The following is a 24,486-nucleotide window of genomic DNA, read 5'->3' on the forward strand; positions in this document are numbered from 1 at the left end:
TGGGTTGTTGAGGAACTTCCATCCTGCGGGAGAGGCCCACTCGTCTCATCTCAGCCCGGTACGGATGTCAAGAACCTCATGACCCACAACACCTAGGCTGGGGACATGGCCGATCCGCACCCCGTCCTCGCCGCCTCCGCCCCCGACCTCGACCCCGCCGCGGTGGACGCCGTCCGCGCGCTCGTGGCCGCCGCCGAGCGTCCCGTGGTGCTCTCCGGGGCGGGGATGAGCGCCGAGTCCGGCATCCCCACGTTCCGCGACGCCCAGACCGGCCTGTGGGAGCGGTTCTCCGCGGAGGAGCTCGCCACGGAGGAGGCGTTCCTCGCGGATCCCGCGCTCGTGTGGTCCTGGTACCGGTGGCGGGCCCGGATGGTGCGGGCCCGTCGGCCGAATCCCGGGCACGACGCCGTCGCCGCCTGGCAGCGGCGCACGCCCGGCCTGGAGGTGGTCACCCAGAACGTGGACGATCTGCACGAGCGGGCCGGCGCCCGGGTGCTCGCCCATCTGCACGGGTCCCTGTTCGAGCACCGCTGCGCCGACTGCGGGGCCCCCGCCGACGTCGACCCGGGCGCGCCCGCGGACGAGGAGACGGCCGGCTCCGAGGCCGACCTCGAGGCGATGCTCCACGAGGCACCGCCGGCCTGCACCGTGTGCGGGGACGGGCTGATCCGCCCGGGGATCGTGTGGTTCGGGGAGATGCTGCCGGCCGAGCCCTGGGACCGGGCTTTCGCCGCGCTCGAGGACTGCGACCTGTGCGTCGTCGTCGGCACCTCGGGCATCGTCCAGCCGGCCGCCACCCTGCCGTTCGTCGCGCTGGGGGCCGGGGCGCCCGTCGTGGAGATCAACCCGGACCTCACGGAGCTGTCCCTCGCGGTGACCCACCGCCTGGCCGGCCCGGCAGGGGTGATCCTGCCCGCGCTGCTCAGCTGATCGGGGCCTGCCCGAGCACGCCGGGCCGCAGCACACAGGGCCGCGTCCACAGGTAGCGCTGCCGGTGCAGCTCCCGCGCCGTCACGGAGAACCGTCCCGCGCCCCGCAGCAGGGGGCCGGGCACGGCGAGCATCCCCCGCAGCGGCACACCGGCCGTCGTCGCCGCCTGGTGGGCCTCGGCGCGCAGGCTGCGCGCCGGCGGCGTCGGGGCGTGCAGCACCGCGTCCCCGGACGGGGCCAGGTCCTCGGCGTGCTCCGCGCAGCGCAGCAGGGCGGCGGCCAGGTCCGGCAGCCGTGTCAGCGCGTGCGGCTGGTCCGGGTCGCCGAACACCACCGCACGCCGGCCGGCGGCGGCGCGATCCAGGACAAGGGCCTGCACGCTGGTGGCGGCCGCGGTGGGCCCGATGAAGTCGGAAGCGACCACGGACAGGGTCCGGGCCGGGTGCTCTCGACGCGCGGCCAGCAGCTCGGCGCGCACCTGACCCAGCGGAGAGCACGGGCTGACCGCTCGGCCCTCATGGAGGTCCTCGGCCTGATGCCCCCAGGCGTAGACGGACTCCGGGAACACGACGGGGATCTCACGCTCGGCGGCCGCGTCCATGACGGCCCGCTCCCGCGGCGGAAGCTCGCGGCGCCACACCTCGGTGGAGTAGGCGGCATGGATCAGGTGGAAGACCACGTCGGCACCGTCCAATGCCTGCCGCAGCAGAGCCGGGTCGCCGACGTCGCCGGTGAGCAGGGTGAGCGCGCCGCGCTTACCGGCCGGAGACAGCCGTGCGGCGTCCTCGTCCGTCCAGGCGCGGCGGCGGACGATGCTGACGGAGTGGCCAGCGGAGAGCAACAGGGGGACGAGGGCGGAGCTGATCTGACCGGCACCGAAGACGGCGGCATGCATGGGGACTCCCGGGACGACGGCGAAGACGCGCACCCCACGAGCCGGAAGTGAGCGCCGCTCACCAGTGAGTGAGCGGTGCTCACTCTATCGCCTCCGCACCCCACGCCGGAGCCTCTGCGAGCGGATGCCATGATGGATCCATGCCCCGCCCCCGCCGCACCCGTGCCGAGATGGACGAGCTGGTGCTCGCTGTCGGGCGGCGGCAGCTGGCCGAGCACGGCGCCGCCGGACTGTCCCTTCGCGAGGTCGCCCGCGAACTCGGGGTGGTGCCCTCCGGCGTCTACCGGTACGTGGCCAGCCGCGACGAGCTGCTCACCCGGCTGCTGGAGGACGCCTTCTCCTCCCTGGCCGATGCGGTGGAACAGGACATCGCGGGCATCACCGAGCCGCGGACCCGGATGCGGACGCTCGCCCACGCCATGCGCACCTGGGCGCTGGCCCACCCGGCGCAGTGGGCGCTGATCTACGGCTCACCGGTTCCCGGCTACCACGCCCCGGCCGAACGCACCTCAGGCCCCGGGCTGCGGTTGACCCGGCACGGTCTGCAGGCCGCCGCCGACGGCGCCTTCCGAACCCCCGGCACCGAGGACGACGACGCCGCCCGGCTCAGTCCGCCGTTCGTGGCGCAGGCCGTCGAGGAGCTTCAGGTGGAGGCCACGGCGCCTCAGGTCACCGCGGCCACCCGTGCCTGGACGGCTCTGCTCGGTGCGGTCAGCGCCGAGGTCTTCGGCCACTTCGGGCCGCTGTCCCCCGACGACGGCGCCGCGCTGCTGGAGGCGGCCCTTGAGATCCACCTGGACTGATCGTCACCGGGCCGCAGCCCGTCGGCTGCGCGTTCCAGCCCAGGCGCTCAGAGCCAGACGCGCCGGAACTCCGCGCCCTGCACCAGGGTGTGATGCCACTCGACGGCGGTCGAATCGGTGAGCGAGGCGATCTGGTCGATCACCACGCGGCGCCGGGCGGCGTCGTCGGGGGCCTGCGCCCAGTCGAACGCGAACATCGGCTCGAGGTACCGGTCCCCCGTGGCCTCCAGCAGCGCCACGAGCTCCGCGAGCACCTCGCGCTGCCGCGCGTAGAGCGGCTGACGCTGCTCCGCGGTCATCACGTAGGCCGCCGCGATGCCCTTCATCACGGCGATCTCGGTCTCCGTCTCCTCGGGCACCACGACGTCGGCGCCGTGGCGGGTGAGCGGATCGTTGCCGAACACCTGGCGCGTGGCGTCGAAGGCGGCGGTGCAGAACCGGCCGATCAGCTGGCTCGTCATGTCCTTCATCGCCGCGAGCGCCCGCCGGGAGCCGTCCATCTCGGAGACCCACACGTCGGTGGCCTCGAGGCGGGCCAGGGCCGCGTCGACCTCGGCCGGGTCCGTGTGCGGCAGGTACCACTGGCGGGTGGTCTCCACGACGCGCTCCCGGTGCTCCGGGATGGCCAGCCACTTGAGCTGGAACACGGCGTTGACCACGCCGTCCTCGACGTCGTGCACGGAGTAGGAGATGTCGTCCGCGAGGTCCATGACCTGGGCCTCCATGGACGTGCGCGTGCCGGGCACCCCGGCGCGGAACCAGCGGAACACGGGCAGGTTGTCCTCGTAGACGCCGAACTTGCGCGAACGGGTGCCGTCCGGGCGCAGCGGGGCGTCCTCACAGGTCCACGGATACTTGCACGCGGCGTCGAGGGCGGCGCGCGTGAGGTTCAGGCCCGCGGAGGAGCCGTCCGCGAAGAGCTTCTTCTGTTCGAGGCGGGCCAGCAGCCGCAGGGTCTGGGCGTTGCCCTCGAAGCCGCCGACGTCCTCGCTGAGCGCGTCGAGCGCCTTCTCCCCGTTGTGCCCGAAGGGCGGGTGGCCGAGGTCGTGGGACAGGCAGACGGTGTCCACGAGGTCGGGGTCGCAGCCCAGCGACCGGCCGAGCTCACGCCCCACCTGGGCCACCTCGAGCGAGTGCGTCAGGCGGGTGCGGGCGAAGTCGTCCGCGTCCGGGGCGACCACCTGGGTCTTGGCCCCCAGCCGGCGCAGGCCCGCGGAGTGCAGCACGCGGGCACGGTCCCGCTCGAAGTCCGAACGGTAGGAGGACTTGGGCGGCTCGGGCAGCCACCGCTCCCGGTCCCACGGCGTGTAGCCGGGGGTCTGCACAGCGCGGCCGGCATACGGGGGCCGGCCCTCGGGGCCGAACAGCACCGGCTGGTGGGCGGCGCCGGTCCAGGGCGACGACGGCGCGGCGGGCGCTCCGGCGGCGGGCTCCGGCGTCGTGGGCTCAGCCACCGGAGACGTCCAGCTCGGCGGCCTGGATCATGGCCTGCTGCTCGGCGTTGAGCTCGCGGGAGTCGAGCCAGCCGTCCGGCAGGTGCGGGCGCTTGGGGGCGCCGGCCCGGCCGCGCGGGCCCTCGGCGGCCTCGCCCGGGTAGGGCTGGTCCCGGTCCACGCGGGCGAGGATCTCGCGCAGCGTGGCCAGGTCCGGGACGGTCGCCAGGGCGGTGCGGATCTCCGAGCCCACGGGGTAGCCCTTGAAGTACCAGGCCACGTGCTTGCGGATGTCCCGCAGCGCCTTGAGCTCGTCGCCGCCGAAGGTGTCCACGAGCAGCTCGGCGTGGCGGTACAGCGTGTCCGCGACCATGCCCAGGGTCGGGTGGAACCGGTCCTGGCGGCCCTCGAACGCGGCCTGCAGATCCCCGAACAGCCAGGGCCTTCCCTGGCAGCCGCGGCCGATCACGACGCCGTCCACGCCGGTCTGCTCGACCATCGCGATGGCGTCCTCCGCGGACCAGATGTCGCCGTTGCCGAGCACGGGGATGTCCGGCAGGGCCTCGCGCAGCCGGGCGATGTCGTCCCACACGGCGGTCCCCGAGTAGAACTGGCGGGTGGTGCGGCCGTGGAGGGCGACGGCGGCGACGCCGAGGTCGCGGGCCGTGCGGCCGGCGTCGAGGAAGGTCAGGTGGTCCTCGTCGATGCCGCGGCGCATCTTCACGGTCACCGGGATGTCCTTCTTCGCGGCCTCGGTGACGGCCGCCTTGACGATCGAGGCGAACAGCTCCGACTTCCACGGCAGGGCCGAGCCGCCGCCGCGGCGGGTCACCTTGGGCACGGGGCAGCCGAAGTTCATGTCGATGTGGTCGGCGCGGTCCTCTTCGACCAGCATGCGCACCGCCGCGCCGGTGGTGACCGGGTCCACCGAGTAGAGCTGCACGGAGCGGGGCACCTCGTCCGGATCGTGCTGGATGATCCGCATCGACTCGGGCTTGCGCTCCACGAGGGCGCGTGCCGTGACCATCTCGTTGACGTAGAGGCCGCCACCGTACTCGCGGCACAGGCGGCGGAACGCCGTGTTGGTGATGCCGGCCATCGGGGCGAGCACCACGGGGACGTCGATGGTCAGCGGCCCCAGCCGCAGCGGGGGCAGGGCCAGGCGGTCCGTCGTCGGGGCGGGGTGGCGGGCCTCGTGGAGCTGATCGTCGTCGGTGATGCGTCGACCCGCGCCGGCGGACTTGGCGTAGTGCGCGGCGTGGAGGTCGGCGACGTGGTCGGCGTCGGTCACCGCCGCGGCGGGAAGGGTGTGGGAAGAAGTCATGTCGGATCCCATTCTTCCATTCCACCCGGCACCCGCGTCGCCGTGCCCCACGACGAGGCCCGCTGGGAGGCGACCGCCGAGGCGCCCCGCCGGGACGGGCAGACGATCCTGGCGGCGGGTCAGGCCTCCGACGACGGCGCCGCGTCCTCACCGTCGAGCACCGCCAGCAGGTCAGCACCGGCGAACATCTGAGCCGTCTGCCGCGCCGAGGGGGTGCCCGCGTCCGGGTCCGCACCGGCCGCGAGCAGATGCTGCATCGAGGCGACATCCCGCTTGAACGTGGCGCAGGTCAGGGCGCGCTGGCCGCGATCGTTGGCGTGCTCGATCTCGGCGCCGGCCTCGATCAGCATCGCCACGGTGTCCGGGTGCTCGTGGTAGGCGGCGAGGGTGAGGAAGGAGTCGCCCGCGTGGTTGCGCAGGCGCGTGCTCACCCCGGCGCCCAGGTATGCCTTCAGCTGGGCCGTGTCCCCGTCCCGCGCCATGTCGAAGAGCCGGTTCGCCAGCTCGATGTCCTTCTCGCTCCACTGCTCGCTCATGCCCGCCAGTATGGCGGACGCCGCGGCGATCGACCGCTCCGCAGCGACATCTCCGCGGGTCTGCCCGCAGGTGATGTCGCCGGCCGGCGGTCAGACGAGCACCGGGAACAGCCCCGCCCGCCCCGCGGTTGCACCCGGCATGACCCGCAAGCACCTCGGCTTCCTCAACTTCGGCCACTGGATCCACCGGCCCGGCACCGCCCCGGACGCGCGGCAGGCCCTCGACGACGTCGTCGCCATGGCCGTGGCCGCCGAGGACGCCGGACTCGACGGCGCCTGGCTCCGCGTCCACCACTTCCAGCGGATGTTCTCCTCGCCGTTCCCGATCCTCGCCGCGATGGCCGCTCGCACCGAGCGGATCAGCCTCGGCACCGGCGTGATCGACCTGCGCTACGAGAACCCCCTGTACATGGCCGAGGCCGCCGCCACCACGGACCTCATCTCCGGCGGCCGGCTCGAGCTCGGCGTCTCCCGCGGCTCACCCGAGGCCGCCCTCGACGGCCAGGCGCAGTTCGGCTACGCCCTCGCCGAGGGGCAGACCTGGGCCGACGTGACCCGCGAGCGCGGACGCCGGTTCCTCTCGGCCGTGCGCGGCGAGGGCATCGCGACGCCGGACCTCACCTCCGGCTGGGCGCACAGCTCGCAGCCGCTGCGGATCGAGCCGCACTCCCCCGGGCTCGCAGACCGCATCTGGTGGGGGTCGGGCTCCGTGGGCTCGGTGGCCGGCGCCGCCGCGGACGGCTACAACATGCTCTCCTCCACGCTCCTGCTCCAGGACGACGGCCGCCCCTTCCACGTGCAGCAGGCCGACCAGATCGCCCGCTACCGGGAGGCCTTCGCCGCGGCCGGCCACGCCGGTCCGGGCCGCACGGCGGTCACGCGCTCCGCGTTCGTCATCCAGGACCGGGAGGACGAGCTGTACTTCGGCCGGGAGCGGGCCTCGCGCGACTCCTCCGGCATGCTCGAGGGCGGCGCCGCCCGCTCCGGCCCGACCTATGCCGGGTCCGCCGAGGAGGTCGCGGAGAAGCTCGCCGCCGACGACGCCGTCGCCGCCGCCGACTGGGTCCTGTTCGCCAACCCCAACCAGCTCGGGGTCGAGTACAACGCGAAGATCTTCGCCGGCTGGGCGGAGGTCTGGCGCCTGCTCGGCTGGGATGCATGAGCGAGGCCCCGCCGCACCTCCCGACCGCCGACGACGGCGTCGCCCGAGCCCGTCGCGCGCGCTGGGCCGTCACCGCCGCCTTCGCGACGAACGGCGCCCTGCTCGGCGCGCTCATCCCGCACTACCCGGAGGCCAAGGCCGCGTTCGGCCTGGACCCGGCCGCGTTCGGCCTGCTCGTCATCGCGCTCGCCGTGGGCGGCACGCTCGCCGGGCCCCTGCCCGCCCCGATCCTGCGCCGGTTCGGCGCCCGCCGCGTCATGCTCGCCGGCAGCGTGGACACCGCCCAGAACGCGCAGGGCCTGCAGGTGCAGGCCCGGCTGGCCCGGCCCGTGCTCACGACCATGCACGCCGGCTGGAGCCTCGGAGCGGCCGCCGGTGCCGGGCTCGGTGCAGCGGTCATCACCGTGGGCGGCCCCGCGGCCCTGCACCTGGGGCTCAACGGCGCCGTGTGCGTCGCGGTGCTGCTGGGGGTCCGGCGCCTGTTCCTGGCGGAGGCTCCCGCGGACTCGGTCTCCGCCCGCGACGCCGCGGATCAGTCACCCGCGCCGTCGGAGACGCCCGCACCGCCCGCCCCGGCCACCCGAGCCCTCCCCCGCCGCGCCGCCGTGGCCGCGCTCGTCCCCGCCGTGGTGATCGGGATGGCCGGCTTCGGCGTGGAGGAGTTCGGCAACGCGTGGGCCACCCTGTTCCTGATCACCGAGCGCGGCCTGGACCCCGCCGCGGCGGTGCTCGGCGCGTCGACCCTGCTCGGCGCACAGTTCGTCGGCCGCCTCGCAGGCGACCGCACCCTCGCCGCCCTGGGACGCCGCGGGGCGCTGACGGCGGGGCTGGGCGCCGTCGTCGTGGGGCTGGGACTGGCCCTGGCCGCTGCCGGGGCCGGTGGCCGTGCCTGCCGCGTTCGCGGGGCTGGCGCTGGCGGGGCTGGGCTGCGCCGTGGTGGTGCCCGTGGCCTATGCGCTCGGCGACGAGGCGCCCGGGCTCAAGCCGCAGACCGGGCTGGCGGTGACGAGCTGGTGCATGCGGCTGGCCGGGGTCGGGCTCAGCCCGGCGGTCGGGGCACTGGCCGGCGCCGTCGGTCTGGCACCGGCGCTGACGGTGTTCCTGGGCCTGGCCGCCGTCGGGACGGTGCTCGCCGCCCGGCTGCCCGTCGCCCCGTAGGAACCGCTCAGTTGTCGTCGACCTCGCCGGCGAGGGCCTGGGCCGCCAGGTGCTCCTCGGTCGCGGCCTCCCAGATCTCCTTGGCGGCGGAGCCGTTGAGCAGCACGAGCAGCACGCCCACGATGATGTCCGCCCAGCCCGACGCCGTCAGGACCGTGATCCCGGACAGGGCGATCAGCACGGCGCCGGCCACGAGGTCGTTGCGCGCCGCGAGCCACGCCGCCCGGGTGAGGGAGCCGCCGTCGGTGCGGACGCGGGCCAGCAGGGCCACGCACACGAGGTTCACGAGGATCGAGCCGACGGCCACCCCCAACAGCACGCCCGCGGCCGGCGGGTCAGGGTCCCCGACCTTCGTGGCCGCCATGACGAGCGCCGCCACGGCCGGCAGCACGATGATCCCGGCCATGACCTTGCCGATGACCGCCTGCCGGGCCGCCGTCCACCCGAGCGCCACGAAGATCAGCAGGTTGACGGCGAAGTCCTCGAAGAAGTCGACGGAGTCCGCTACGAGGGCCACCGAGCCGATCCCCAGGGCCAGGATGATCTCGACCACCAGGTAGGCGCCGTTGAGCAGGGCCACCGCCAGGACCGTGCCCCGCAGGGTGCGGGCCCGCCGGCGGTCCGCTGTGGCCGCCCGGTTCACGCGCCCGGCGCGTCGTCGACGAACACGTACGTGTCCACCAGCGTCCGCGCCGCGTTGCCGCCGATGAGCCCGTCCACGATCCGCTCCAGCGGGGCCATCGCCTCGTCCACCTCGATCTGCACGGGGTACTGGGCCACGAGCAGGGCGAGCAGGTCGGCCACGGCCTGCAGCGCGTCCTCCTCCCCCAGCTCCGGATCCCAGCCCACGAGCACGTCGGCCGGCGCGTCCTGGCGCTCCGGCGTGTAGGACACCGCGAACGCGCGGATGCGCCCGCCCTCGGCCTTCGGCGCGTCGCGGAGCACGACGGCGCCCGCGGCCCCGGTGGCCGGACCCAGCAGCAGCTGCTGGGCGGCCCCGACGCTGAGGGTCGACGGATCCCAGGCGTGCACGGCGTCGTAGAACGCGGTGACCGCCTGCGTCAGCTCGACGGAGCCGGTCGAGGCCTCCTCGAGGACCACGCCGTCCGGGTGCTCCTCCCCGCGCACGTCCGGCAGGCCGATGGCCCCCGGGGCGATCGCGACGCGGCGGGAGCGCTGCACGGGGGTGAAGCCCTCGGCCACGAGGAACGCCTCGGTGCCGGCGGCCAGCGCGGCGGTCTGGGACTGCACGGCGTCCGTGTCCACGGGCGGGCGGCCCGTCGCACCGTCGGCCTCGGTCTGCGGGTCGGCGCCGGCCACGCCAGGCACCAGGGCGTCCTTGGCGAACCGGGCCTTCAGGGCCGTCGTCGGGATGGCGCCGGCGGCGTGCGCCTCCGCGGCGAGCCCCCGCAGGGCCGCCACGAGCGCCCGGCCGATGCCCCGGCGCCGCTCGGCGGCCGCGGTCTCGACGTACAGCCACAGCCGCCGCGGGTGCACGGACGAGGCGTAGACGACGCCGGCCGCCACCGGCACGCCGGCGGCCTCGGCCACGAGCGCGCGGCGCCAGGGCCGTTCCGCGTCCTCGGCGAGCATCGCCCGGTCCTGGTGCTGCTGCGCGTTGGCCGGGTCACCCCACACCTCGAGCAGGGCCAGGTCGTCCCCGGGCCGCCAGGGACGCAGCACGATCTCCCCGCCGGCGACCGCGGCGGAGTCGAACAGCGCGCCGCCGTCGTCGTGCCCCGCGGCCCCGGCCGCTCCCGTCACGTCCCCGCTCACTTGACCAGGCGCTCCAGCAGGTAGGACTTCACCTGGGACAGCGCCACGCGCTCCTGGGCCATGGTGTCCCGCTCGCGGATGGTCACGGCCTGGTCCTCGAGGGTGTCGAAGTCCACGGTGATGCAGAACGGGGTGCCGATCTCGTCCTGGCGGCGGTAGCGACGGCCGATCGCGCCGGAGTCGTCCGTCTCGATGTTCCAGAGGGTGCGCAGCTCCGCCGCGAGGGACTGGGTGGCCGGCTGCAGCTCGGGCTTCTTCGACAGCGGGAGCACGGCGGCCTTGACCGGGGCCAGGCGCGGGTCCAGCTTGAGCACGGTGCGCACGTCCACGCCGCCCTTGGCGTTCGGGGCCTCGTCCTCGGCGTAGGCGTCCACGAGGAACGCCATCATGGCGCGGGTCAGGCCGAAGGACGGCTCGATCACGTACGGGGTGTAGTGCTCGTTGTTGGCCTGGTCGAAGTACTGCATCTTCGTGCCGGAGTGCGTCGTGTGCTGGCCCAGGTCGTAGTCGGTGCGGTTCGCGATGCCCATCAGCTCGCCCCAGCCGTCCCCGCCGGTGAAGCCGAAGTCGTACTCGAGGTCGATGGTGCCGTCCGAGTAGTGCGCGCGATCCTCCGCGGGCACGTCGAGGCGGCGCAGGTGCGCGGGGTCGATGCCGAGGTCGATGAACCAGTCCCAGCAGTCCTCCACCCAGCGGTCGAAGTGCTGGCCCGCCTCGGCCGGCGGCACGAAGTACTCGATCTCCATCTGCTCGAACTCGCGGGTGCGGAAGATGAAGTTGCCCGGGGTGATCTCGTTGCGGAACGCCTTGCCGATCTGGCCGATGCCGAACGGCGGCTTCTTCCGGGCCGCGCCCAGCACGTTGAGGAAGTTCACGAAGATGCCCTGCGCCGTCTCCGGGCGCAGGTAGTGCAGCCCCTCCTCGTTGTCCACGGGGCCGAGGTAGGTCTTGACCAGGCCCGAGAACAGCTGCGGCTCGGTCCAGGCGCCCTGGGTTCCGCAGTCCGGGCACACGATCTCGGCCATGCCCTCGGCCAGGCCCTTCTTGGCCTCGAACGCCTCGAGCAGGTGGTCCTGGCGGTGGCGCCTGTGGCACTGGGTGCACTCCACGAGCGGGTCGGTGAAGGTCTCGACGTGGCCGGATGCCTCCCACACCGCGCGCGGCAGGATGATGGAGGAGTCCAGGCCCACCATGTCCTCACGGGAGCGCACGAAGGTCTTCCACCATTCCGCCTTGATGTTCTCCTTCAGCTCCACACCCAGGGGCCCGTAGTCCCACGCGGAGCGCGAACCGCCGTAGATCTCACCGGCCTGGAACACGAAGCCTCGGCGCTTGGCGAGGTTGATGACGTTGTCCAGCGGGGACTTGGCAGCCATGGGGGCATCACTTCCGTACTCATCGGCGGGGCGGGAGGGGATCACGACGACGACGGCGCCCGGCCGCCTTCGAGGCGGCGGGCCCGTTCCGGCGCGGCGCGCCGGTCGATCCCGTCCAGCCTACCGGCCATGATGGACACCATGACCGAGACGAACGCACCCGACGCCCAGCCCCTGCCCATCCGTGACGAGTCCATCCGCCTCGGCCAGGCGCTCAAGCTCGCCTCCCTCGTGGAGGACGGGGCCATGGCCCGCGACGTCGTCACCGACGGGCTCGTCACCGTCAACGGCGCGGTGGAGACGCGCCGCGGCGCCCAGCTGCACGACGGGGACGTCGTCGAGTTCGCCGGCGAGGCGTTCGTCGTCCAGGCCGGGCAGGCCTGAGCCGACGCCCCGTCGGGCGGCCGCGGCGCCGTCGTCGAGCGTGTCCGGTGCGTCAGCCGCGGGGCGGCACCATGTGGGCGAGGTACTCCTTCACGTGGCCCAGCTCCTGCTCGTTGATCGCGTGGCCGAGCCCGGCGTAGACGATCTTCATGAGGTCCACGTGGGCGTTCAGCCAGGCATGGGTCTCCTCGACCCGGGGCTCGGAGATGATCGGGTCCTCCTGGCCGCGGCCCCAGAAGACCTTCGGTCGGACGCGGGCGACGTCGTCGTCGCGGGTGAACAGCTCGCGCAGCCGCGGCTCGGTGAGCTCCGGGTCCACCACGAAGCCGGACAGCGCCACGGTGCATGCGTAGGCCTCCGGGTCCAGGCGCAGCAGCGACGTGGCCATCGCCATGCCCTGCGAGAAGCCGAGCAGGGAGACGGTGCGGAAGTCCCCGCGCACCGCCTGCACCCAGGCGTGCAGGGCCTCGACGGCCTCGCGGACCGGCTCGGCGGTGGAGCCCAGCTCGCCCGTGACGGGGTCCTGGGAGAGCGGGAACCAGGCGTGGGAGCCCGGCTGCAGGGGCAGGGGCGCGCGGACGGCGGCCACCGTGACGTGCTCGGGCAGGTGCGGGACGAGGCCGAACAGGTCGTCCTCGTTCGCGCCGTAGCCGTGCAGGACGATCAGCAGGTCCTCGGTGCGCTCGCCCTCGGGGCGGGACCAGCGGACGACGGGCTCGACGGCGGGGGTGGGGTTCGCGTTCACGTCCGCCAGCCTAGCGAGCGGCACGGTCGGCCCCTCCCGGAGGTTGACCCCTCCCGCGCGACGTGGGCAGAATCCTACCCGTGGGTAACCCATCCTCCTCCCAGCCTCCGCACGCCTCCGACGCGACCCCGGTCGACAACCCCGCCGCCCATCCGTGGCGCCGCTACGTCGCCATCGGGGACTCGTTCTCCGAGGGCATCGGCGACCCGGACCCGGACCGTCCCGGCTACCACCGCGGCTGGGCCGACCGCCTGGCCGAGGAGCTCTCCCGCCTGACGCCGCCCGGCGAGGACCTGGCCTACGCCAACCTGGCGGTCCGCGGGAAGCTGCTGGACCAGATCGCCGAGGACCAGGTGGAGCCGGCGCTCGCCCTGCGGCCGGACCTCATCAGCGTGTGTGCGGGCGGCAACGACATCCTGCGCGGCGCGGACCCGGACGAGATCGCGGTCCGGTTGGACGCCGTCGTCGAGCGTCTGGCCTCCGACGGCGCCACCGTGCTGCTGTTCAACGCGACCGACGTGAAGGGCACGCCCGTCATCGGCCGCATCCGCGGCACCGTGGCGATCTACAACGAGAACGTGCGCACCATCGCCCTGCGGCACGACGCGCTGGTGCCGGACATGTGGTCACTCAAGGACCTCGCCCGGCGGGAGATGTGGGCCGAGGACCGCCTGCACTTCTCCGCGCTCGGCCACCACACGATCGCCGCGATGGTGCTGGACACCCTCGGCGTGGAGCACGGCCTCGAGCACCTGCGCCTGGCCCCGCCGACGCCGCGTACGTGGCGCGCGGCCCGCGCGTCGGACGCCGCGTGGGTGCGCACGCACCTGGCGCCGTGGGTGGTCCGCCGCCTCCGCGGCGTCTCCTCCGGCGACGGCGTCACGGCCAAGCGCCCCGTCCCCGAGCCGCTCTTCGGTGCGCCGATGCCGCAGGGCTCAGACCATACCGAGCCGCTGGACGTCGTCGAGCCCTGACCCCGGCCGGCGGGGGCCGGTGGCCGTTTCTCGAACGACAGTGCCGCGACACGCCGCCGTTTCCCGAACGAAAGTTCAGAGGGCGAGGGTGCGCTTCAGCGTGTCGGCCACCTGGCCGTATTCGGTGAGGAACCCGTCGTGGCCGATGGGCGAGGCGATCGTGTGCACCGGCGGCCGCGCGGGCAGCGCCGCCGCGAGCGCCTCGGACTCGGCCGGCAGGTAGAGCCGGTCCGAGTCGACGGCGGCCACGAACGCCCGGCCCCGGTAGTCCGCGAGCGCCGCCGCCACGCCGCCGCGCCCGCGCCCGACGTCGTGGCCCATGAGGGCCTCGGTGACCACGAGGTAGGAGTTCGCGTCGAACCGGTCGGTGAGCTTGGCCGCCTGGTGGTCCAGGTAGGACTCCACGGCGTAGCGCCCGCGCCCGCCCGGCACCCCGACGACGGCGCCGAACGGGTCCTCGACGCCCTGCGGTTCCCGGCCGAACCGCTGGCCGAGCTCGCCCGCCGTGCGGTAGGTGGTGTGGGCGATGCGCCGGGCGATGCCCAGGCCGGCCACGGGGCCGGGGCCGGGGTAGTAGTCGCCGCCCTGGAAGTCCGGGTCGAGGCGGATGGCCGCGGTCTGCGCCTGGCCCCACGCGATCTGGTCGGCGGAGGAGGCCGCGGTGGCGGCCAGCACGCCCACCCCGGCGACGCGCGCGGGGTGGGTCGCGGCCCACTCGAGGGCGCGGGCCCCGCCCATCGATCCGCCGATCACGGCACGCCAGGCGCCGATCCCGAGGTGGTCGGCCAGGCGCCGCTCGGCCTCGACCGCGTCCCGCAGCGTGAGGAACGGGAACCGGGAGCCCCAGGGCCGCCCGTCGGGCGCGGGCGTCGAGGGCCCGGTGGAGCCGTGGCAGCCGCCGATCATGGCGGGGGCGACCACGAACCACCGGTCCGTGTCCACGGCGCGGCCCGAGCCGACGAGGGCGTCCCACCAGCCCGGCGTCGGGTCCTCCTCGTGCGCGGCCACGTGCGCGTCGCCGGTGAGGGCGTGCAGCACGAGCACGGCGTTGGAGCCGTCGGCGGCGAGGGTGCCCCAGGTCTCGTAGGTCAGCTCGACGTCGGGCAGCAGCCCGCCGGTCTCGGTGCGCAGCTCGCCGACCCGCAGACGGTGGCGGCCGCCGCGGGGCAGCGCGGTGCGCGACGGACGCGTGGCGACGGCGGTCATGCCCGCTCCCCCGCGTCGTCGTCGCCGCGGCGAGCGGCGGCCGCGAAGCCGCGCTCGAGGTCGGCGAGGATGTCCTCGATGTCCTCCACGCCGAGCGAGAGCCGCACCAGGCCGGGGGTGACGCCGGCGGCGCGCTGCTCGTCGTCGGTGAGCTGGGAGTGGGTGGTCGAGGCCGGGTGCACCACGAGCGAGCGGACGTCGCCGATGTTGGCCACGTGGTGGTGCAGGGTGAGCCCGTCCACGAACGCGGCCCCGGCCTCGCGGCCGCCCGCGATCTCGAAGGAGACGAACGCGCCCGCGCCCTTCGGCAGGTAGCGCTGGGCGCGCTCGTGCCACGGGCTGGACTCCAGGCCGGCGTAGACCACGTGCTCGACGTCGTCGCGGCCCTCGAGCCAGCGCGCGACGGCGGCCGCGTTGGCCACCTGCCGCTCCATGCGCAGGGACAGGGTCTCCAGGCCGAGGTTCACCAGGAACGCGTTGAACGGGGAGATGGCCGAGCCGTAGTCGCGCAGCAGTTGCACGCGCGCCTTGAGGATGAAGGCCAGGTTGGCGCCGAGCGGCGAGCCCACCCCGAGGTCCCGCGCGTAGACGAGGCCGTGGTACGACTCGTCCGGCTCGTTGAAGCCGGGGTACCGCTCGGCGTGCTGCGCGTAGTCGAACGTGCCGGCGTCGACGATCACGCCCGCGATGGCCGCGGCGTGCCCGCCGAGGTACTTCGTGGCGGAGTGGGTGACGACGTCGGCGCCGTGCTCGATCGGTCGCAGCAGGTACGGGGTGGCCAGCGTGTTGTCGACGATCAGCGGCACGCCGGCCTCGTGGGCGGTGTCGGCGACGGCGCGCACGTCCAGGACGTCGCCGCGCGGGTTGCCGAGGGTCTCGCCGAAGAACGCCTTGGTGTTCGGCCGGACGGCGGCGCGCCAGGACTCGATGTCGTCCGGGTCGGTCACGAACGTCGTCTCGACGCCGACCTTGGCGAGGGTGTGCTTGAACAGGTTCTGCGTGCCGCCGTAGAGGCTGGCCGAGGCGACCACGTGGTCGCCGGCGCCGGCGAGGTTGAGGATCGCGAACGTCGTCGCCGCCTGACCGGAGGCCAGCAGCAGCGCGCCCACACCGCCCTCGAGCGCGGCGATCTTCTCCTCCACCGGGCCCTGCGTCGGGTTGCCGATGCGGGTGTAGAGCGGGTCGAGGTCCTTGAGCGCGAACCGGTCCGCGGCCACCTGGGCGGACGGGAAGTTGTACGAGGTGGTCTGGAAGATCGGCAGGGCGGTCGCACCGAAGGCGTGCTGGCCGACGGCGACGCCCGCGTGGACCTGCGCGGTGGAGAAGCCCCAGGCGTCGGGGGTCGGGGTGGTCTGGTCGGTCATGGCGGACCCTCCTGAGGGGTTCAGGGGCCGGACCCGGCCGCCCCGCCCGCCGGCCGACGTGCCGATTCGCAGACCGGCGTCGTCGAGGTGCCGGAGATGACCCGGCGCCGTCGAGAGGGGCCGTGGGATCGGCCCGCGCTTGCCGGCGTCCGTTGTGGGGCCGGCCTGGTCGTCACCCGGGGCACCCCACCGCGGAAGGAGGGTTGCCGGTCAGCATGCCGGGGCCTGTTGCTGACTCTCGTGACCGTGCCTCCGAGTGTAGCCCGCCGCCCCGCCACGATTTCGTCACGCGTGTCACACGCGGATACGCTCTCCGCACGGGGGCGCCCGACCCGTCAAGGGCTCGACGCCCATCGACTCGCACCAGGTCAACCCCCGGGGCAGCCCGGGAACGGAGAGGAACAGCGCAGTGCACACCTGTCGCATGGACCACGTGTCCTACGCCGCCGGCCCCGAGGGCCTGGACGCCACGGTCGCCCGCATCGCCGAGACGCTGGGCATCGAGCGGATCAAGGGCGGTGTCCACCCCCGCTTCGGCACGCAGAACGCCCTGTTCCCCATGGCGGGCAGGCAGTATCTGGAGGTCGTCGAGGCCCTGGACCACCCGGCCTCCCTCAGCGCGCCGTTCGGCCAGCTCGTGCGCGCCCGCACCGAGCAGGGCGGCGGCTGGATGAGCTGGGCGGTGGCCACCACGGACATCGGCCGGTTCGAGCGCCGCCTCGGCCGTGAGGCCGTCCCCGGCAACCGTCGCTTCCCGGACGGCCGGGAGCTGTCCTGGCGGCAGATCGGCATCAAGGGCACCCTCGCGGACCCGCAGCTGCCGTACATCCTGCGCTGGGCCGACGGTCAGGAGGACATGCACCCCTCGCAGGCGGCCGAGGCGCAGGCCTCGATCGAGCGGCTGAGCATCGCCGGCTCCCCGGAGCGCCTGCTCGAGTGGCTGGGCGAGGAGGGCGAGGAGTCCGCGGTCGCGGACGTCAACGTGGAGTACGTGGCGCCGTCGGGCACCCCCGGCATCGTCTCGGTGACCTTCCAGACCCCGCGGGGCGACGTCACCCTCTGACCCGCCCCGCCGCCGCCGTGGGGGCGGTGACTCAGCCGAGCAGGCCCGCCCGGGCCAGCAGCGGATAGCCCACGAACCCGACGGCGTCGAGCAGGAAGTGCGCCACCACCAGCGGCATCACCCGGCGCACCCGCAGGAACACGAGCACGAACACCACGCCCATCAGCGCGTTGCCCACGCCCGGCCCGACCCCCTGGTACAGGTGGTAGGCCCCGCGCAGCAGCGCGAGGGCGAGCACGACGGCGGCCACGCGGGTCGGCAGGAACAGGCCCTCGGCGCTCGCCCACGACGACGGCACGGCCGGCGCCGGATCGCGGTGCAGGCCCGCGGCCCTCAGCCGCTGCAGGTAGCCGAGCCGGTCGACCAGCCAGGCCCCCACGATGACCTCCTCGAGCAGGGAGTGGCGCACGGCCGAGAGCAGCAGGACCGGGACCTGGTACCAGCTCTCGTCCATCGCGTTGGCGACGATCGCCGTCGTGATCCCGAGGGCCCGGCCGGCGGCGTAGACGCCGAGGGTGCCGAGCCCGATCACCGCGAACAGGCCCGCGCCCCAGGCCAGGTCCCGGCCGGGGCGGCGCAGGTCGAGGCCGAGGGTCCGGAACGGGTTCCGGCCGCGCAGCCACGTCAGGTGCAGCACCAGCAGCACGGGGACGAGGGCGAAGCCGATGTCCAGCAGCTGGTAGGTCAGGTCGAAGCCCCACCGCGGGCTGAGCGCGGGGTTCAGCACCGTGGTCTGCTCCCCCAGCGGGGCACGGGTGGCCTTGTCGATCAGCTGCACCACCGCGTAGACCGCGGAGCGGCCGAGGGAGAGCCCGAGCACGATCGCGATCTCCCAGCGGACCGTCCGGGCGGACGGGGCGGGCAGCGCGGGCCGGGCGGCGGGGGCGGCGTCGGAACGGAGGTCGGGGCGGCCGATCATGCGGGCCAGTATCCCCCGCGCGCCCGGACGCTAGCGTGGGGACATGACCTCCTCCCCCGTCGCGTCCGAGCTCGAGCTGGCGGCCGAGGCCCTGACCCGGCTGCTCCCGGACGTGCCCGCCGCGCTCGCGGACCGGCTGCGCGCCGCCGCGTGGTCGGCCGGGCACGTGGTGGAGTCCGGCCAGTTCCACCGCGTGCTGGTGCTCGACGGCCTGGCCGTGCTGCGCATGGCCCGGGTCAGCGAGGCCGGCGCCCCGGTCGGCGCGGCCTGGGCGCCCGAGGACTCCCCCGCCGCCCACCTGCCGCGCCGCGTGGGGCTGGTGACGGCCCTCGCGGACGCGGGCCTGCCCTTCGCGGTGCCGCGTCCGCTGTCGGCGGTGCTCCGCCGGGACGACGACGCCGGCCGCCCCCTCGCCGCGGCCGTCCTCCAGGCGTTCGTGCCGGGGCAGCCGCACCCGCCCCACGAGGGCGACCCGACCGTCCTGCGGGGAATCGTGGACGCCCTCGACACCGTGGACGTGACCGACCCGGCCGTCGCGGCGGGACTCGGCCCGGCGTTCGCGTTCCGGGGTCCGTGGACCGCGGAGCGCGTGGCGCGCGTGGGGCGGCTGGGCGCGTCCCTGCCGACAGAGCACGCCGGAGCGCTACCGGCGGACTGGGCCGGCCTCGTCGCGAGGATCGCGGGGGCGGTGACGGCGTGGGCCGCCGCGCCCCCGGACGGGCCCGCGCTGGTGCACGGGGACCTGGCCGGGCACAACATGCACTGGGTGCCCGCCCCGGACGGGGACGACGTGCGGTGGGAGCTCTCCGGGATCCTGGACTGGGACCTCGCCCACGCCGGCGACGGAGCCCGCAACGTGGCCTACCTGGGGATCTGGCACGGCGAGGAGCGGATCGAGGACATCGCCCGCACGCCCGCGGAGGCCCGCCGGGCCCGCGTGTGGCTGGGCGCCGCCGGCCTGGACTCCCTCGACGACGCCGCAGCCCGCCAGGAGCTCACCGGCCGCGCCCCCCGCTGGGGGCGGCTGCTGCGCAAGGTGGTGCCGCGCATCGAGCGGGCGTCCTGCGCCCTCGCGGGGCGCTGATAGGCCGCCCGTCAGTCTGCACGTCCCGCTCAGGACCCTCTCTCCGACGACCATGCCGTCGTTGCGCCTCCGGGGGCAGGCGACTGAGACGGCCCGACCACCAGGGTGTCCTGCAGCCTCCGGGGACACGGCGATCCGACGAAGTCCGGAGCGACGGGCGCCGCCGGGCTCAGTTGATCGCGATCCATCCGCCGGTGGACGGGGAGTTGGAGACCACCAGACCGGTGTACCCGTTGGCCGTGGTGAAGGTGCCGTAGCTGCCGGCGGTGCGGCCGAGGGCCGCGGCGGTGCCCCCGGAGTAGTAGTTGGAGAGGTAGTAGGCGGTATCCACAGCGCAGTAGCTCGTGTTGACCGCCCAGCTGCCGGTGAGGGCGGTGCCCGCCCAGCTGGTGGGACGGGTTCCTGAGGCGGTCCGATCCTGTGTCGTGGACTGAGAGCGGTTGCCGAGCCAGGTGAACGTGAACACGTCGTAGGTCTGCGTGATGCCGTCGGGGCTCGTCAGAGTGGCCGTGCGGCGGGTCGGCGCGCTCCAGTTGGCACCGGTGCCGTTGGTGAAGGTGAACGGCTGCGCAACGTTCGCGACCATCCCACTGGGGTACGCGACTACGAGCTGCACGGGGTTGGCCAGTGTGGCCGTGGTCCGCGGCGAGAGGCCGGATCCGTCGGTGCGTGGCATCTCCACGATGGAGAACCCCAGGGGCGAGGTCCCGATGGGCACCTGGTTGGACAGCGAGAGGCTGGAGAGCCGCAACCCGGAGCGACCGTACGTGGTGTTCCTGCAGCCGACGCCGTTGTTGACCAGGGAGGTGTAGATCGACCCACGGAATCGATAGGCCAGCGTCTGCGAGGGGCTGACGGCGAAGGCGGGGGCGGCAGCGGCGGCGGCGATGGCCGGGGCGGTCCACGCCAGCCCCTGCGCGACGCGACGACGAGTCAACTGGGTCATGAGGGTGCTCCTGGGGTGAGAGTCGAGGTGACGGCAGAGGTGAGAGTCGAGGTGACGGCAGAGGTGAGAGTCGAGGTGGCGGCAGAGGCGTGTGTCGCACCCTCGGGTCCACTTTGTTCCGGATCTCAGTTTTGCCACCTCAAACTTTACCTCAAGTAATCACCGCACATGACGTTCCGATGGCGGGGAGGGGGAGCACTGCGGCCCCTCGCAGCGTTCGCACAGCAGAACGGGGCGGACCGTCGGATTCGACGCCCCGCCCCGTTGCCTGTTCCCGTCATGCCGGTACGGTCACGGCCCCACTGCGGAGCCGCTACCACCCTCTTCGCGCGAGAGGCACGACACGATGTACACCGGGTACCAGCACCCGTTGAGGCAGGTCCACTGGGAGGCCGACTCGATCCGCTCGTCCTCACACTGCTGGTGGGTCGTGGACTCCACCAGTGCGATCCACGGTACAGGCGGTACGAGTAGGTGTAACGGACTCGCACGGGCTCGCCGCCGTACATGCCGGTGCCCACGTACTCGCGGCGGTAGTAGTCGTAGGTGACCCGGGTGATCACGAGCTGGCGGTACGTGGTGGAGCCGGTGGCCGCCGAGGCGGCGGGGGCGATCAGCGCGGCGCCGACGGCGCCGAGGCCGGCTCCCAGCAGAGTGCGTCGACATGTCATGGGAGGGACCCCTTCTCTCGGATGGAAGCTACACTTCGGAGGCGCGCCGCCCACCCTGTGCCGTCAGGGGGCCGGGAGAGGACGACCTGTCAGAAGTGTGGCCATCATCTACTACACGGTCGCCGGACACCAGGGGTCTCACATCCTCCTGGGCGATCAAGTGGCGACCGCCCGTCGCGCGCCGCGCGTGAGCCCATCGGTCGGCTGCTCAGCCCACCCCGACCCGCTCCAGCACGATCTCCCGCACCCGGCCGGCGTCGGCTTGGCCGCGCGTCGCCTTCATGACCGGGCCGATCAGCGCGCCGACCGCCTGCAGCTTGCCGCCCTGGATCTTGGCGACGACGTCCGGGTTCTCCGCGATCGCGGCGTCGACGGCCGCGGTGAGGGCGCCGTCGTCGGAGACCACCGCCAGCGAGCGGGCCTCGACGATCTCCTTCGGGGAGCCCTCACCCTCGGCCACGAAGCCGAGGACCTGCTTGGCGATCTTGTCGTTGATCGTCTTGGCCGCGATCAGCTCCTCGATCTCCACGACGTGGGCGGGGGTCACCCCGAGCTCGGCGACCTCCTTCTCCGCCACGTTGGCCAGGCGGGCGATCTCGCCCATCCACCACTTGCGGGCCGCCGCCGGGGAGGCGCCGGCCTCCACGGTGGCGACGATCTCGTCCAGCACGCCGGCGTTCACCACGTCGCGGAACTCCTCGTCCGCGTAGCCCCACTCGGCCTTGAGCCGCTTGTTGCGCACGGCGGGCAGCTCCGGCATCGCCGCGCGCACGCGCTCGACCCACCCGGCGTCCACGTGCACGGGCACGAGGTCCGGCTCCGGGAAGTACCGGTAGTCGTCCGCGTCCGACTTCGGGCGGCCCGAGGTGGTGCTGCGGGTGTCCTCGTGCCAGTGGCGGGTCTCCTGCGTCACGGTGCCGCCCGCGGCGAGCACCGCGGCCTGGCGCTGGATCTCGTGGGTGACGGCGTGCTGGACGGCGCGCGTGGAGCCCACGTTCTTGGTCTCCGTGCGCGTGCCGAACTCCGAGGCGCCCTTCTCCATGAGGGACACGTTCGCGTCGCAGCGCACGTTGCCGTGCTCCATGCGGGCGTCCGAGATGCCGATCGCCTTGACGATGTCCCGGATCGCGGTGACGTAGGCGCGGGCCAGCTCGGGGGCCCGCGCGCCGGCGCCGACGATCGGCTTGGTGACGATCTCGATGAGCGGCACGCCCGCACGGTTGTAGTCGACGAGGGACGCGGAGGCACCCTGGATCCGTCCGGAGCCGCCCACGTGGGTGAGCTTGCCGGCGTCGTCCTCGAGGTGCGCGCGCTCGATCTCCACGCGGAAGACCTCGCCGTCCTCCAGCTCGACGTCCAGGTGGCCGTCGAAGACGATCGGCTCGTCGTACTGGGAGGTCTGGAAGTTCTTCGGCGTGTCCGGGTAGAAGTAGTTCTTCCGCGCGAACCGGCAGGTCTCGGCCACCTGCGCGTCCAGGGCCACGCCCAGGCGGATCGCGTACTCCACGACCTCGCGGTTGAGCACCGGCAGGGTGCCCGGCAGGCCGAGGTCGAGCGGGGTCACGTTGGTGTTCGGCTCATCGCCGAACGCGTTGGGCGCCGAGGAGAAGATCTTCGTGGCGGTGTTCAGCTCCACGTGCACCTCGAAGCCCAGCACCGGGTCGAAGCGCTCCATCGCCTCCGCGAAGTCCATGGTCTGTTCTGCGTGGCTCACGCCCGGCCTCCTGCCGTGGTCGCGGTGGTGGCGCGCTGCGCGCCCTTCTCCAGCTCGGGGGCCTCGGCCCACACCGGCCCGCCCCGGCGCTCGGCCACGAGGCGTTCGAGCGCGGCGCCGGCCTTGTACAGGCGGGCGTCCTCGCGCGCGGGCGCCATCAGCTGCAGGCCGTAGGGCAGCCCGTCGACGACGCCGCCCGGCACGGACATGCCCGGGACGCCGGCGAGGTTGGCCGGGATGGTGGCCAGGTCGTTGACGTACATGGTCATCGGGTCGTCCGTCTTGGCGCCCAGCTCGAACGCCGGGGTCGGCGCGGTGGGCGTGAGGAGGACGTCCACCCGCTCGAAGGCGCGGGCGAAGTCCTGCTGCACGAGCGTGCGGACCTTCTGCGCGGAGCCGTAGTAGGCGTCGTAGTAGCCGGCGGACAGCGCGTAGGTGCCCAGGATGATGCGGCGCTTGACCTCGGCGCCGAAGCCGGCGGCGCGGGTGGCGCCCATGACCTGCTCGATGGTGCCGCCGCCGTCGGGCACCACGCGGTGGCCGTAGCGGACGCCGTCGAAGCGGGCCAGGTTGGAGGAGGCCTCCGAGGGCATGATCAGGTAGTACGCGCCGAGGGCGGCGTCGAAGCTCGGGCAGGAGACCTCCACGATCTCCGCGCCGGCCTCCCGCAGGGCGGCGACGTGCTCGTCGAAGCCGGCCCGGATGCCCGGGTGGAACGCGTCCGCCGGCAGGTCCGTCACGACGCCGACGCGCAGCCCCGCCAGGTCGCGGCCGCGGGCCGCGGCGGTCAGGTCCGCCGGCGCGTCGGCCAGGGACGTGGAGTCCTGCGGGTCGTGGCCGCCGATGACCTGCTGCAGCGCCGCGGCGTCGGCCACGGTGCGGGAGGCGGGGCCGATCTGGTCCAGCGAGGAGGCCATGGCGATCAGGCCGTAGCGCGAGACGGCGCCATAGGTGGGCTTCACGCCGACCGTGCCGGTGAACGCGGCGGGCTCACGGACGGAGCCGCCGGTGTCCGAGCCGAGGGCGAAGGGGGCCAGGAACGCGGCGACGGCGGCCGCCGACCCGCCGCCCGAGCCGCCGGGCACGCGGTCCCCGTCCCACGGGTTGCGGGTGACGCCGAACGCGGAGTGCTCGGTGGAGCCGCCCATCGCGAACTCGTCGAGGTTGGTCTTGCCGAGGATCGGCAGGCGGGCCTCGCGGAGGCGGGCCACCACCGTGGCGTCGTACGGGCTGAGCCAGCCCTCGAGCATGCGGGAGGCGGCCGTGGTCGGCTGGCCGCGCGTGACGATGTTGTCCTTCACGGCCACGGGCACGCCGGCCAGCGGGTGCAGGGCGTCGGCCTCGGGGCCGCCGGCGGCGCGGATCGCGTCCACCTCGGCGGCGACGGCGAGGGCCTCGTCCGTGTTCACGTGGAGGTAGGCGCGCACGCCGCGGTCGCCGTCGGCGTCGGCGCGCACGTCGCCGTCGTGGGCCGCGATGCGGTCCAGGTGGGCCTGGACGAGCTCCACGGAGGTGGTGGTGCCGGCGCGCAGGCGCTCGGCCATCTGCAGCGCGGTGAGCCGGACGAGCTCGTCGGCGCCGAGGGTCGCGTTCACGTCGAACGTCTCGGTCATGGGGGTGATCACTCTCCGTCCAGGATGGCGGGGACCTTGAACTGGCCGTCCTCGGAGTCCGGCGCCTGGTCGAGGGCCTCCTCCTGCGTGAGCATGCCGGCGGGCACATCCTCGCGGAACACGTTCTGCAACGCGATGGGGTGGGACGTCGGCGTCACGTCGTCGCCCGCGGCGGCCTGGACCGCGGAGACGTGCTCCAGGATCTTCTCCAGGTCGCCGGACATCGTGTCCAGCTCCTCGTCGGTCATCCGGATGTGGGCCAGGCGAGCCAGATGCTCCACCTGATCCCGGGTGATCTCAGGCATGGATCTCCTCGTGTGACGGGTCGGGGCGGGGTGGACGACGCCGGCGCGGCGGCGGCCACATCGGAATCGAGTCTAGTGCCGGGGCCTGCCCGGCCGCCGCCACCG

General features: G+C 73.9%; 23 protein-coding genes and 1 riboswitch. Of the genes, 8 read left to right on the plus strand and 15 right to left on the minus strand.

Features of this window, described 5'->3' with window-relative positions; all coding sequences use genetic code 11:
* Positions 1–105: 105 nt before the first annotated feature.
* On the plus strand, positions 106–930 hold the full coding sequence (locus SOY78_RS09625; RefSeq protein ID WP_317676313.1) for an SIR2 family NAD-dependent protein deacylase: 825 nt from the start codon (positions 106–108) through the stop codon (positions 928–930).
* Here the strand turns inward: SOY78_RS09625 and SOY78_RS09630 are convergent.
* Positions 923–1,825 carry an NAD-dependent epimerase/dehydratase family protein gene (locus tag SOY78_RS09630; RefSeq protein WP_317676315.1) on the minus strand — a complete coding sequence of 301 codons (903 nt, stop codon included), beginning with the start codon at positions 1,823–1,825 and terminating at the stop codon, positions 923–925. The genes SOY78_RS09625 and SOY78_RS09630 overlap by 8 nt on opposite strands.
* A gap of 140 nt (positions 1,826–1,965) precedes the next feature.
* Here SOY78_RS09630 and SOY78_RS09635 point away from each other — a divergent pair, with 140 nt between their 5' ends.
* Positions 1,966–2,628, plus strand: coding sequence for a TetR/AcrR family transcriptional regulator (locus SOY78_RS09635; protein ID WP_251650778.1), 663 nt, complete (start codon positions 1,966–1,968; stop codon positions 2,626–2,628).
* A gap of 47 nt (positions 2,629–2,675) precedes the next feature.
* Here the strand turns inward: SOY78_RS09635 and SOY78_RS09640 are convergent, their stop codons facing one another.
* From SOY78_RS09640 to SOY78_RS09650, 3 genes are all read right to left on the minus strand, one after another.
* Positions 2,676–4,082, minus strand: coding sequence for a deoxyguanosinetriphosphate triphosphohydrolase (locus tag SOY78_RS09640; RefSeq protein ID WP_324701480.1), 1,407 nt, complete (start codon positions 4,080–4,082; stop codon positions 2,676–2,678).
* A complete protein-coding gene (gene dusB, locus SOY78_RS09645; RefSeq protein ID WP_324701481.1) occupies positions 4,075–5,385 on the minus strand; it encodes a tRNA dihydrouridine synthase DusB in 1,311 nt (436 codons plus the stop codon). The genes SOY78_RS09640 and dusB overlap by 8 nt, the downstream gene beginning before the upstream one ends.
* A 119-nt stretch (positions 5,386–5,504) precedes the next feature.
* Entirely contained in the window at positions 5,505–5,921 is a 417-nt protein-coding gene (locus tag SOY78_RS09650; protein WP_324701482.1) for an ankyrin repeat domain-containing protein, read from the minus strand.
* Positions 5,922–6,060: 139 nt separating this feature from the next.
* Between SOY78_RS09650 and SOY78_RS09655 the strand changes: the two genes are divergently transcribed.
* Both SOY78_RS09655 and SOY78_RS09660 read left to right on the plus strand, forming a co-directional pair.
* The gene (locus tag SOY78_RS09655; protein ID WP_192593050.1) at positions 6,061–7,083 is read left to right on the plus strand and encodes an LLM class flavin-dependent oxidoreductase; all 1,023 of its coding nucleotides are present in this window, start codon (positions 6,061–6,063) and stop codon (positions 7,081–7,083) included.
* 879 nt (positions 7,084–7,962) lie between these two features.
* Positions 7,963–8,241: a hypothetical protein gene (locus SOY78_RS09660; protein WP_324701483.1), complete on the plus strand. Its 279-nt coding sequence runs from the start codon at positions 7,963–7,965 to the stop codon at positions 8,239–8,241.
* Positions 8,242–8,248: 7 nt separating this feature from the next.
* Here SOY78_RS09660 and SOY78_RS09665 read toward each other — a convergent pair whose 3' ends face one another.
* From SOY78_RS09665 to SOY78_RS09675, 3 genes are read right to left on the minus strand one after another with little or no spacing between them, the layout of a single operon-like run.
* On the minus strand, positions 8,249–8,884 hold the full coding sequence (locus SOY78_RS09665) for a cation transporter (RefSeq protein WP_324701484.1): 636 nt from the start codon (positions 8,882–8,884) through the stop codon (positions 8,249–8,251).
* On the minus strand, positions 8,881–10,017 hold the full coding sequence (locus tag SOY78_RS09670) for a GNAT family N-acetyltransferase (RefSeq protein WP_324701485.1): 1,137 nt from the start codon (positions 10,015–10,017) through the stop codon (positions 8,881–8,883). The genes SOY78_RS09665 and SOY78_RS09670 overlap by 4 nt, the downstream gene beginning before the upstream one ends.
* Positions 10,014–11,393 (minus strand): glycine--tRNA ligase, encoded by a 1,380-nt coding sequence (locus tag SOY78_RS09675; RefSeq protein ID WP_324701486.1) that lies wholly within the window; start codon positions 11,391–11,393, stop codon positions 10,014–10,016. Before SOY78_RS09675 ends, SOY78_RS09670 begins: the two co-directional genes overlap by 4 nt.
* Before the next feature lie 141 nt (positions 11,394–11,534).
* Here SOY78_RS09675 and SOY78_RS09680 point away from each other — a divergent pair, with 141 nt between their 5' ends.
* Positions 11,535–11,777, plus strand: coding sequence for an RNA-binding S4 domain-containing protein (locus SOY78_RS09680; protein WP_036317588.1), 243 nt, complete (start codon positions 11,535–11,537; stop codon positions 11,775–11,777).
* A gap of 52 nt (positions 11,778–11,829) precedes the next feature.
* Here the strand turns inward: SOY78_RS09680 and SOY78_RS09685 are convergent, their stop codons facing one another.
* A complete protein-coding gene (locus SOY78_RS09685; RefSeq protein ID WP_036340883.1) occupies positions 11,830–12,522 on the minus strand; it encodes an alpha/beta hydrolase in 693 nt (230 codons plus the stop codon).
* 80 nt (positions 12,523–12,602) lie between these two features.
* On the opposite strand from SOY78_RS09685, the gene SOY78_RS09690 reads away from it, so the two are divergent.
* The gene (locus SOY78_RS09690) at positions 12,603–13,496 is read left to right on the plus strand and encodes an SGNH/GDSL hydrolase family protein (protein WP_324701487.1); all 894 of its coding nucleotides are present in this window, start codon (positions 12,603–12,605) and stop codon (positions 13,494–13,496) included.
* A gap of 75 nt (positions 13,497–13,571) precedes the next feature.
* Here SOY78_RS09690 and metX read toward each other — a convergent pair whose 3' ends face one another.
* Complete coding sequence (metX, locus tag SOY78_RS09695) at positions 13,572–14,702, minus strand: homoserine O-acetyltransferase MetX (RefSeq protein WP_324701488.1); 1,131 nt, start codon at positions 14,700–14,702, stop codon at positions 13,572–13,574.
* Positions 14,699–16,066 carry a bifunctional o-acetylhomoserine/o-acetylserine sulfhydrylase gene (locus SOY78_RS09700; RefSeq protein WP_324701489.1) on the minus strand — a complete coding sequence of 456 codons (1,368 nt, stop codon included), beginning with the start codon at positions 16,064–16,066 and terminating at the stop codon, positions 14,699–14,701. The genes metX and SOY78_RS09700 overlap by 4 nt, the downstream gene beginning before the upstream one ends.
* Before the next feature lie 130 nt (positions 16,067–16,196).
* Positions 16,197–16,312: riboswitch (SAM riboswitch) on the minus strand.
* 178 nt (positions 16,313–16,490) lie between these two features.
* On the opposite strand from SOY78_RS09700, the gene SOY78_RS09705 reads away from it, so the two are divergent.
* Positions 16,491–17,129 carry a VOC family protein gene (locus SOY78_RS09705; protein ID WP_256598109.1) on the plus strand — a complete coding sequence of 213 codons (639 nt, stop codon included), beginning with the start codon at positions 16,491–16,493 and terminating at the stop codon, positions 17,127–17,129.
* A 31-nt stretch (positions 17,130–17,160) separates the two neighbouring features.
* Here SOY78_RS09705 and SOY78_RS09710 read toward each other — a convergent pair whose 3' ends face one another.
* Positions 17,161–18,048, minus strand: coding sequence for a type II CAAX prenyl endopeptidase Rce1 family protein (locus tag SOY78_RS09710; protein WP_129042873.1), 888 nt, complete (start codon positions 18,046–18,048; stop codon positions 17,161–17,163).
* Between the two features lie 43 nt (positions 18,049–18,091).
* Here SOY78_RS09710 and SOY78_RS09715 point away from each other — a divergent pair, with 43 nt between their 5' ends.
* A complete protein-coding gene (locus SOY78_RS09715; RefSeq protein ID WP_073115838.1) occupies positions 18,092–19,132 on the plus strand; it encodes a phosphotransferase family protein in 1,041 nt (346 codons plus the stop codon).
* Between the two features lie 169 nt (positions 19,133–19,301).
* Here the strand turns inward: SOY78_RS09715 and SOY78_RS09720 are convergent, their stop codons facing one another.
* The 4 genes from SOY78_RS09720 to gatC form a co-directional block, all read right to left on the minus strand.
* Complete coding sequence (locus SOY78_RS09720; RefSeq protein WP_144819143.1) at positions 19,302–20,078, minus strand: hypothetical protein; 777 nt, start codon at positions 20,076–20,078, stop codon at positions 19,302–19,304.
* A gap of 879 nt (positions 20,079–20,957) precedes the next feature.
* The gene (gene gatB, locus SOY78_RS09725; protein WP_324701490.1) at positions 20,958–22,463 is read right to left on the minus strand and encodes an Asp-tRNA(Asn)/Glu-tRNA(Gln) amidotransferase subunit GatB; all 1,506 of its coding nucleotides are present in this window, start codon (positions 22,461–22,463) and stop codon (positions 20,958–20,960) included.
* Positions 22,460–24,076: an Asp-tRNA(Asn)/Glu-tRNA(Gln) amidotransferase subunit GatA gene (gene gatA / locus SOY78_RS09730; protein WP_324701491.1), complete on the minus strand. Its 1,617-nt coding sequence runs from the start codon at positions 24,074–24,076 to the stop codon at positions 22,460–22,462. The genes gatB and gatA overlap by 4 nt, the downstream gene beginning before the upstream one ends.
* 8 nt (positions 24,077–24,084) lie before the next feature.
* Positions 24,085–24,381 carry an Asp-tRNA(Asn)/Glu-tRNA(Gln) amidotransferase subunit GatC gene (gatC, locus tag SOY78_RS09735; RefSeq protein WP_049146890.1) on the minus strand — a complete coding sequence of 99 codons (297 nt, stop codon included), beginning with the start codon at positions 24,379–24,381 and terminating at the stop codon, positions 24,085–24,087.
* Positions 24,382–24,486: the final 105 nt, after the last annotated feature.

It is taken from the genome of Micrococcus sp. HOU01, from assembly GCF_035609305.1.
Classification (GTDB): Bacteria; Actinomycetota; Actinomycetes; order Actinomycetales; family Micrococcaceae; genus Micrococcus; species Micrococcus luteus.

Bases quoted from the DNA above. Each gene is read 5' to 3' on its own strand.
- SOY78_RS09650 (WP_324701482.1), bottom strand. From the start codon at position 5,921: ATGAGCGAGCAGTGGAGCGAGAAGGACATCGAGCTGGCGAACCGGCTC.
- gatA (WP_324701491.1), bottom strand. From the start codon at position 24,076: ATGACCGAGACGTTCGACGTGAACGCGACCCTCGGCGCCGACGAGCTC.
- SOY78_RS09715 (WP_073115838.1), top strand. From the start codon at position 18,092: ATGACCTCCTCCCCCGTCGCGTCCGAGCTCGAGCTGGCGGCCGAGGCC.
- metX (WP_324701488.1), bottom strand. From the start codon at position 14,702: ATGACCGCCGTCGCCACGCGTCCGTCGCGCACCGCGCTGCCCCGCGGC.
- SOY78_RS09630 (WP_317676315.1), bottom strand. From the start codon at position 1,825: ATGCATGCCGCCGTCTTCGGTGCCGGTCAGATCAGCTCCGCCCTCGTC.
- SOY78_RS09680 (WP_036317588.1), top strand. From the start codon at position 11,535: ATGACCGAGACGAACGCACCCGACGCCCAGCCCCTGCCCATCCGTGAC.
- SOY78_RS09705 (WP_256598109.1), top strand. From the start codon at position 16,491: ATGGACCACGTGTCCTACGCCGCCGGCCCCGAGGGCCTGGACGCCACG.
- SOY78_RS09635 (WP_251650778.1), top strand. From the start codon at position 1,966: ATGCCCCGCCCCCGCCGCACCCGTGCCGAGATGGACGAGCTGGTGCTC.
- SOY78_RS09655 (WP_192593050.1), top strand. From the start codon at position 6,061: ATGACCCGCAAGCACCTCGGCTTCCTCAACTTCGGCCACTGGATCCAC.
- gatC (WP_049146890.1), bottom strand. From the start codon at position 24,381: ATGCCTGAGATCACCCGGGATCAGGTGGAGCATCTGGCTCGCCTGGCC.
- SOY78_RS09710 (WP_129042873.1), bottom strand. From the start codon at position 18,048: ATGATCGGCCGCCCCGACCTCCGTTCCGACGCCGCCCCCGCCGCCCGG.
- SOY78_RS09675 (WP_324701486.1), bottom strand. From the start codon at position 11,393: ATGGCTGCCAAGTCCCCGCTGGACAACGTCATCAACCTCGCCAAGCGC.
- SOY78_RS09720 (WP_144819143.1), bottom strand. From the start codon at position 20,078: ATGACCCAGTTGACTCGTCGTCGCGTCGCGCAGGGGCTGGCGTGGACC.
- SOY78_RS09625 (WP_317676313.1), top strand. From the start codon at position 106: ATGGCCGATCCGCACCCCGTCCTCGCCGCCTCCGCCCCCGACCTCGAC.
- SOY78_RS09700 (WP_324701489.1), bottom strand. From the start codon at position 16,066: ATGACCGACCAGACCACCCCGACCCCCGACGCCTGGGGCTTCTCCACC.
- dusB (WP_324701481.1), bottom strand. From the start codon at position 5,385: ATGACTTCTTCCCACACCCTTCCCGCCGCGGCGGTGACCGACGCCGAC.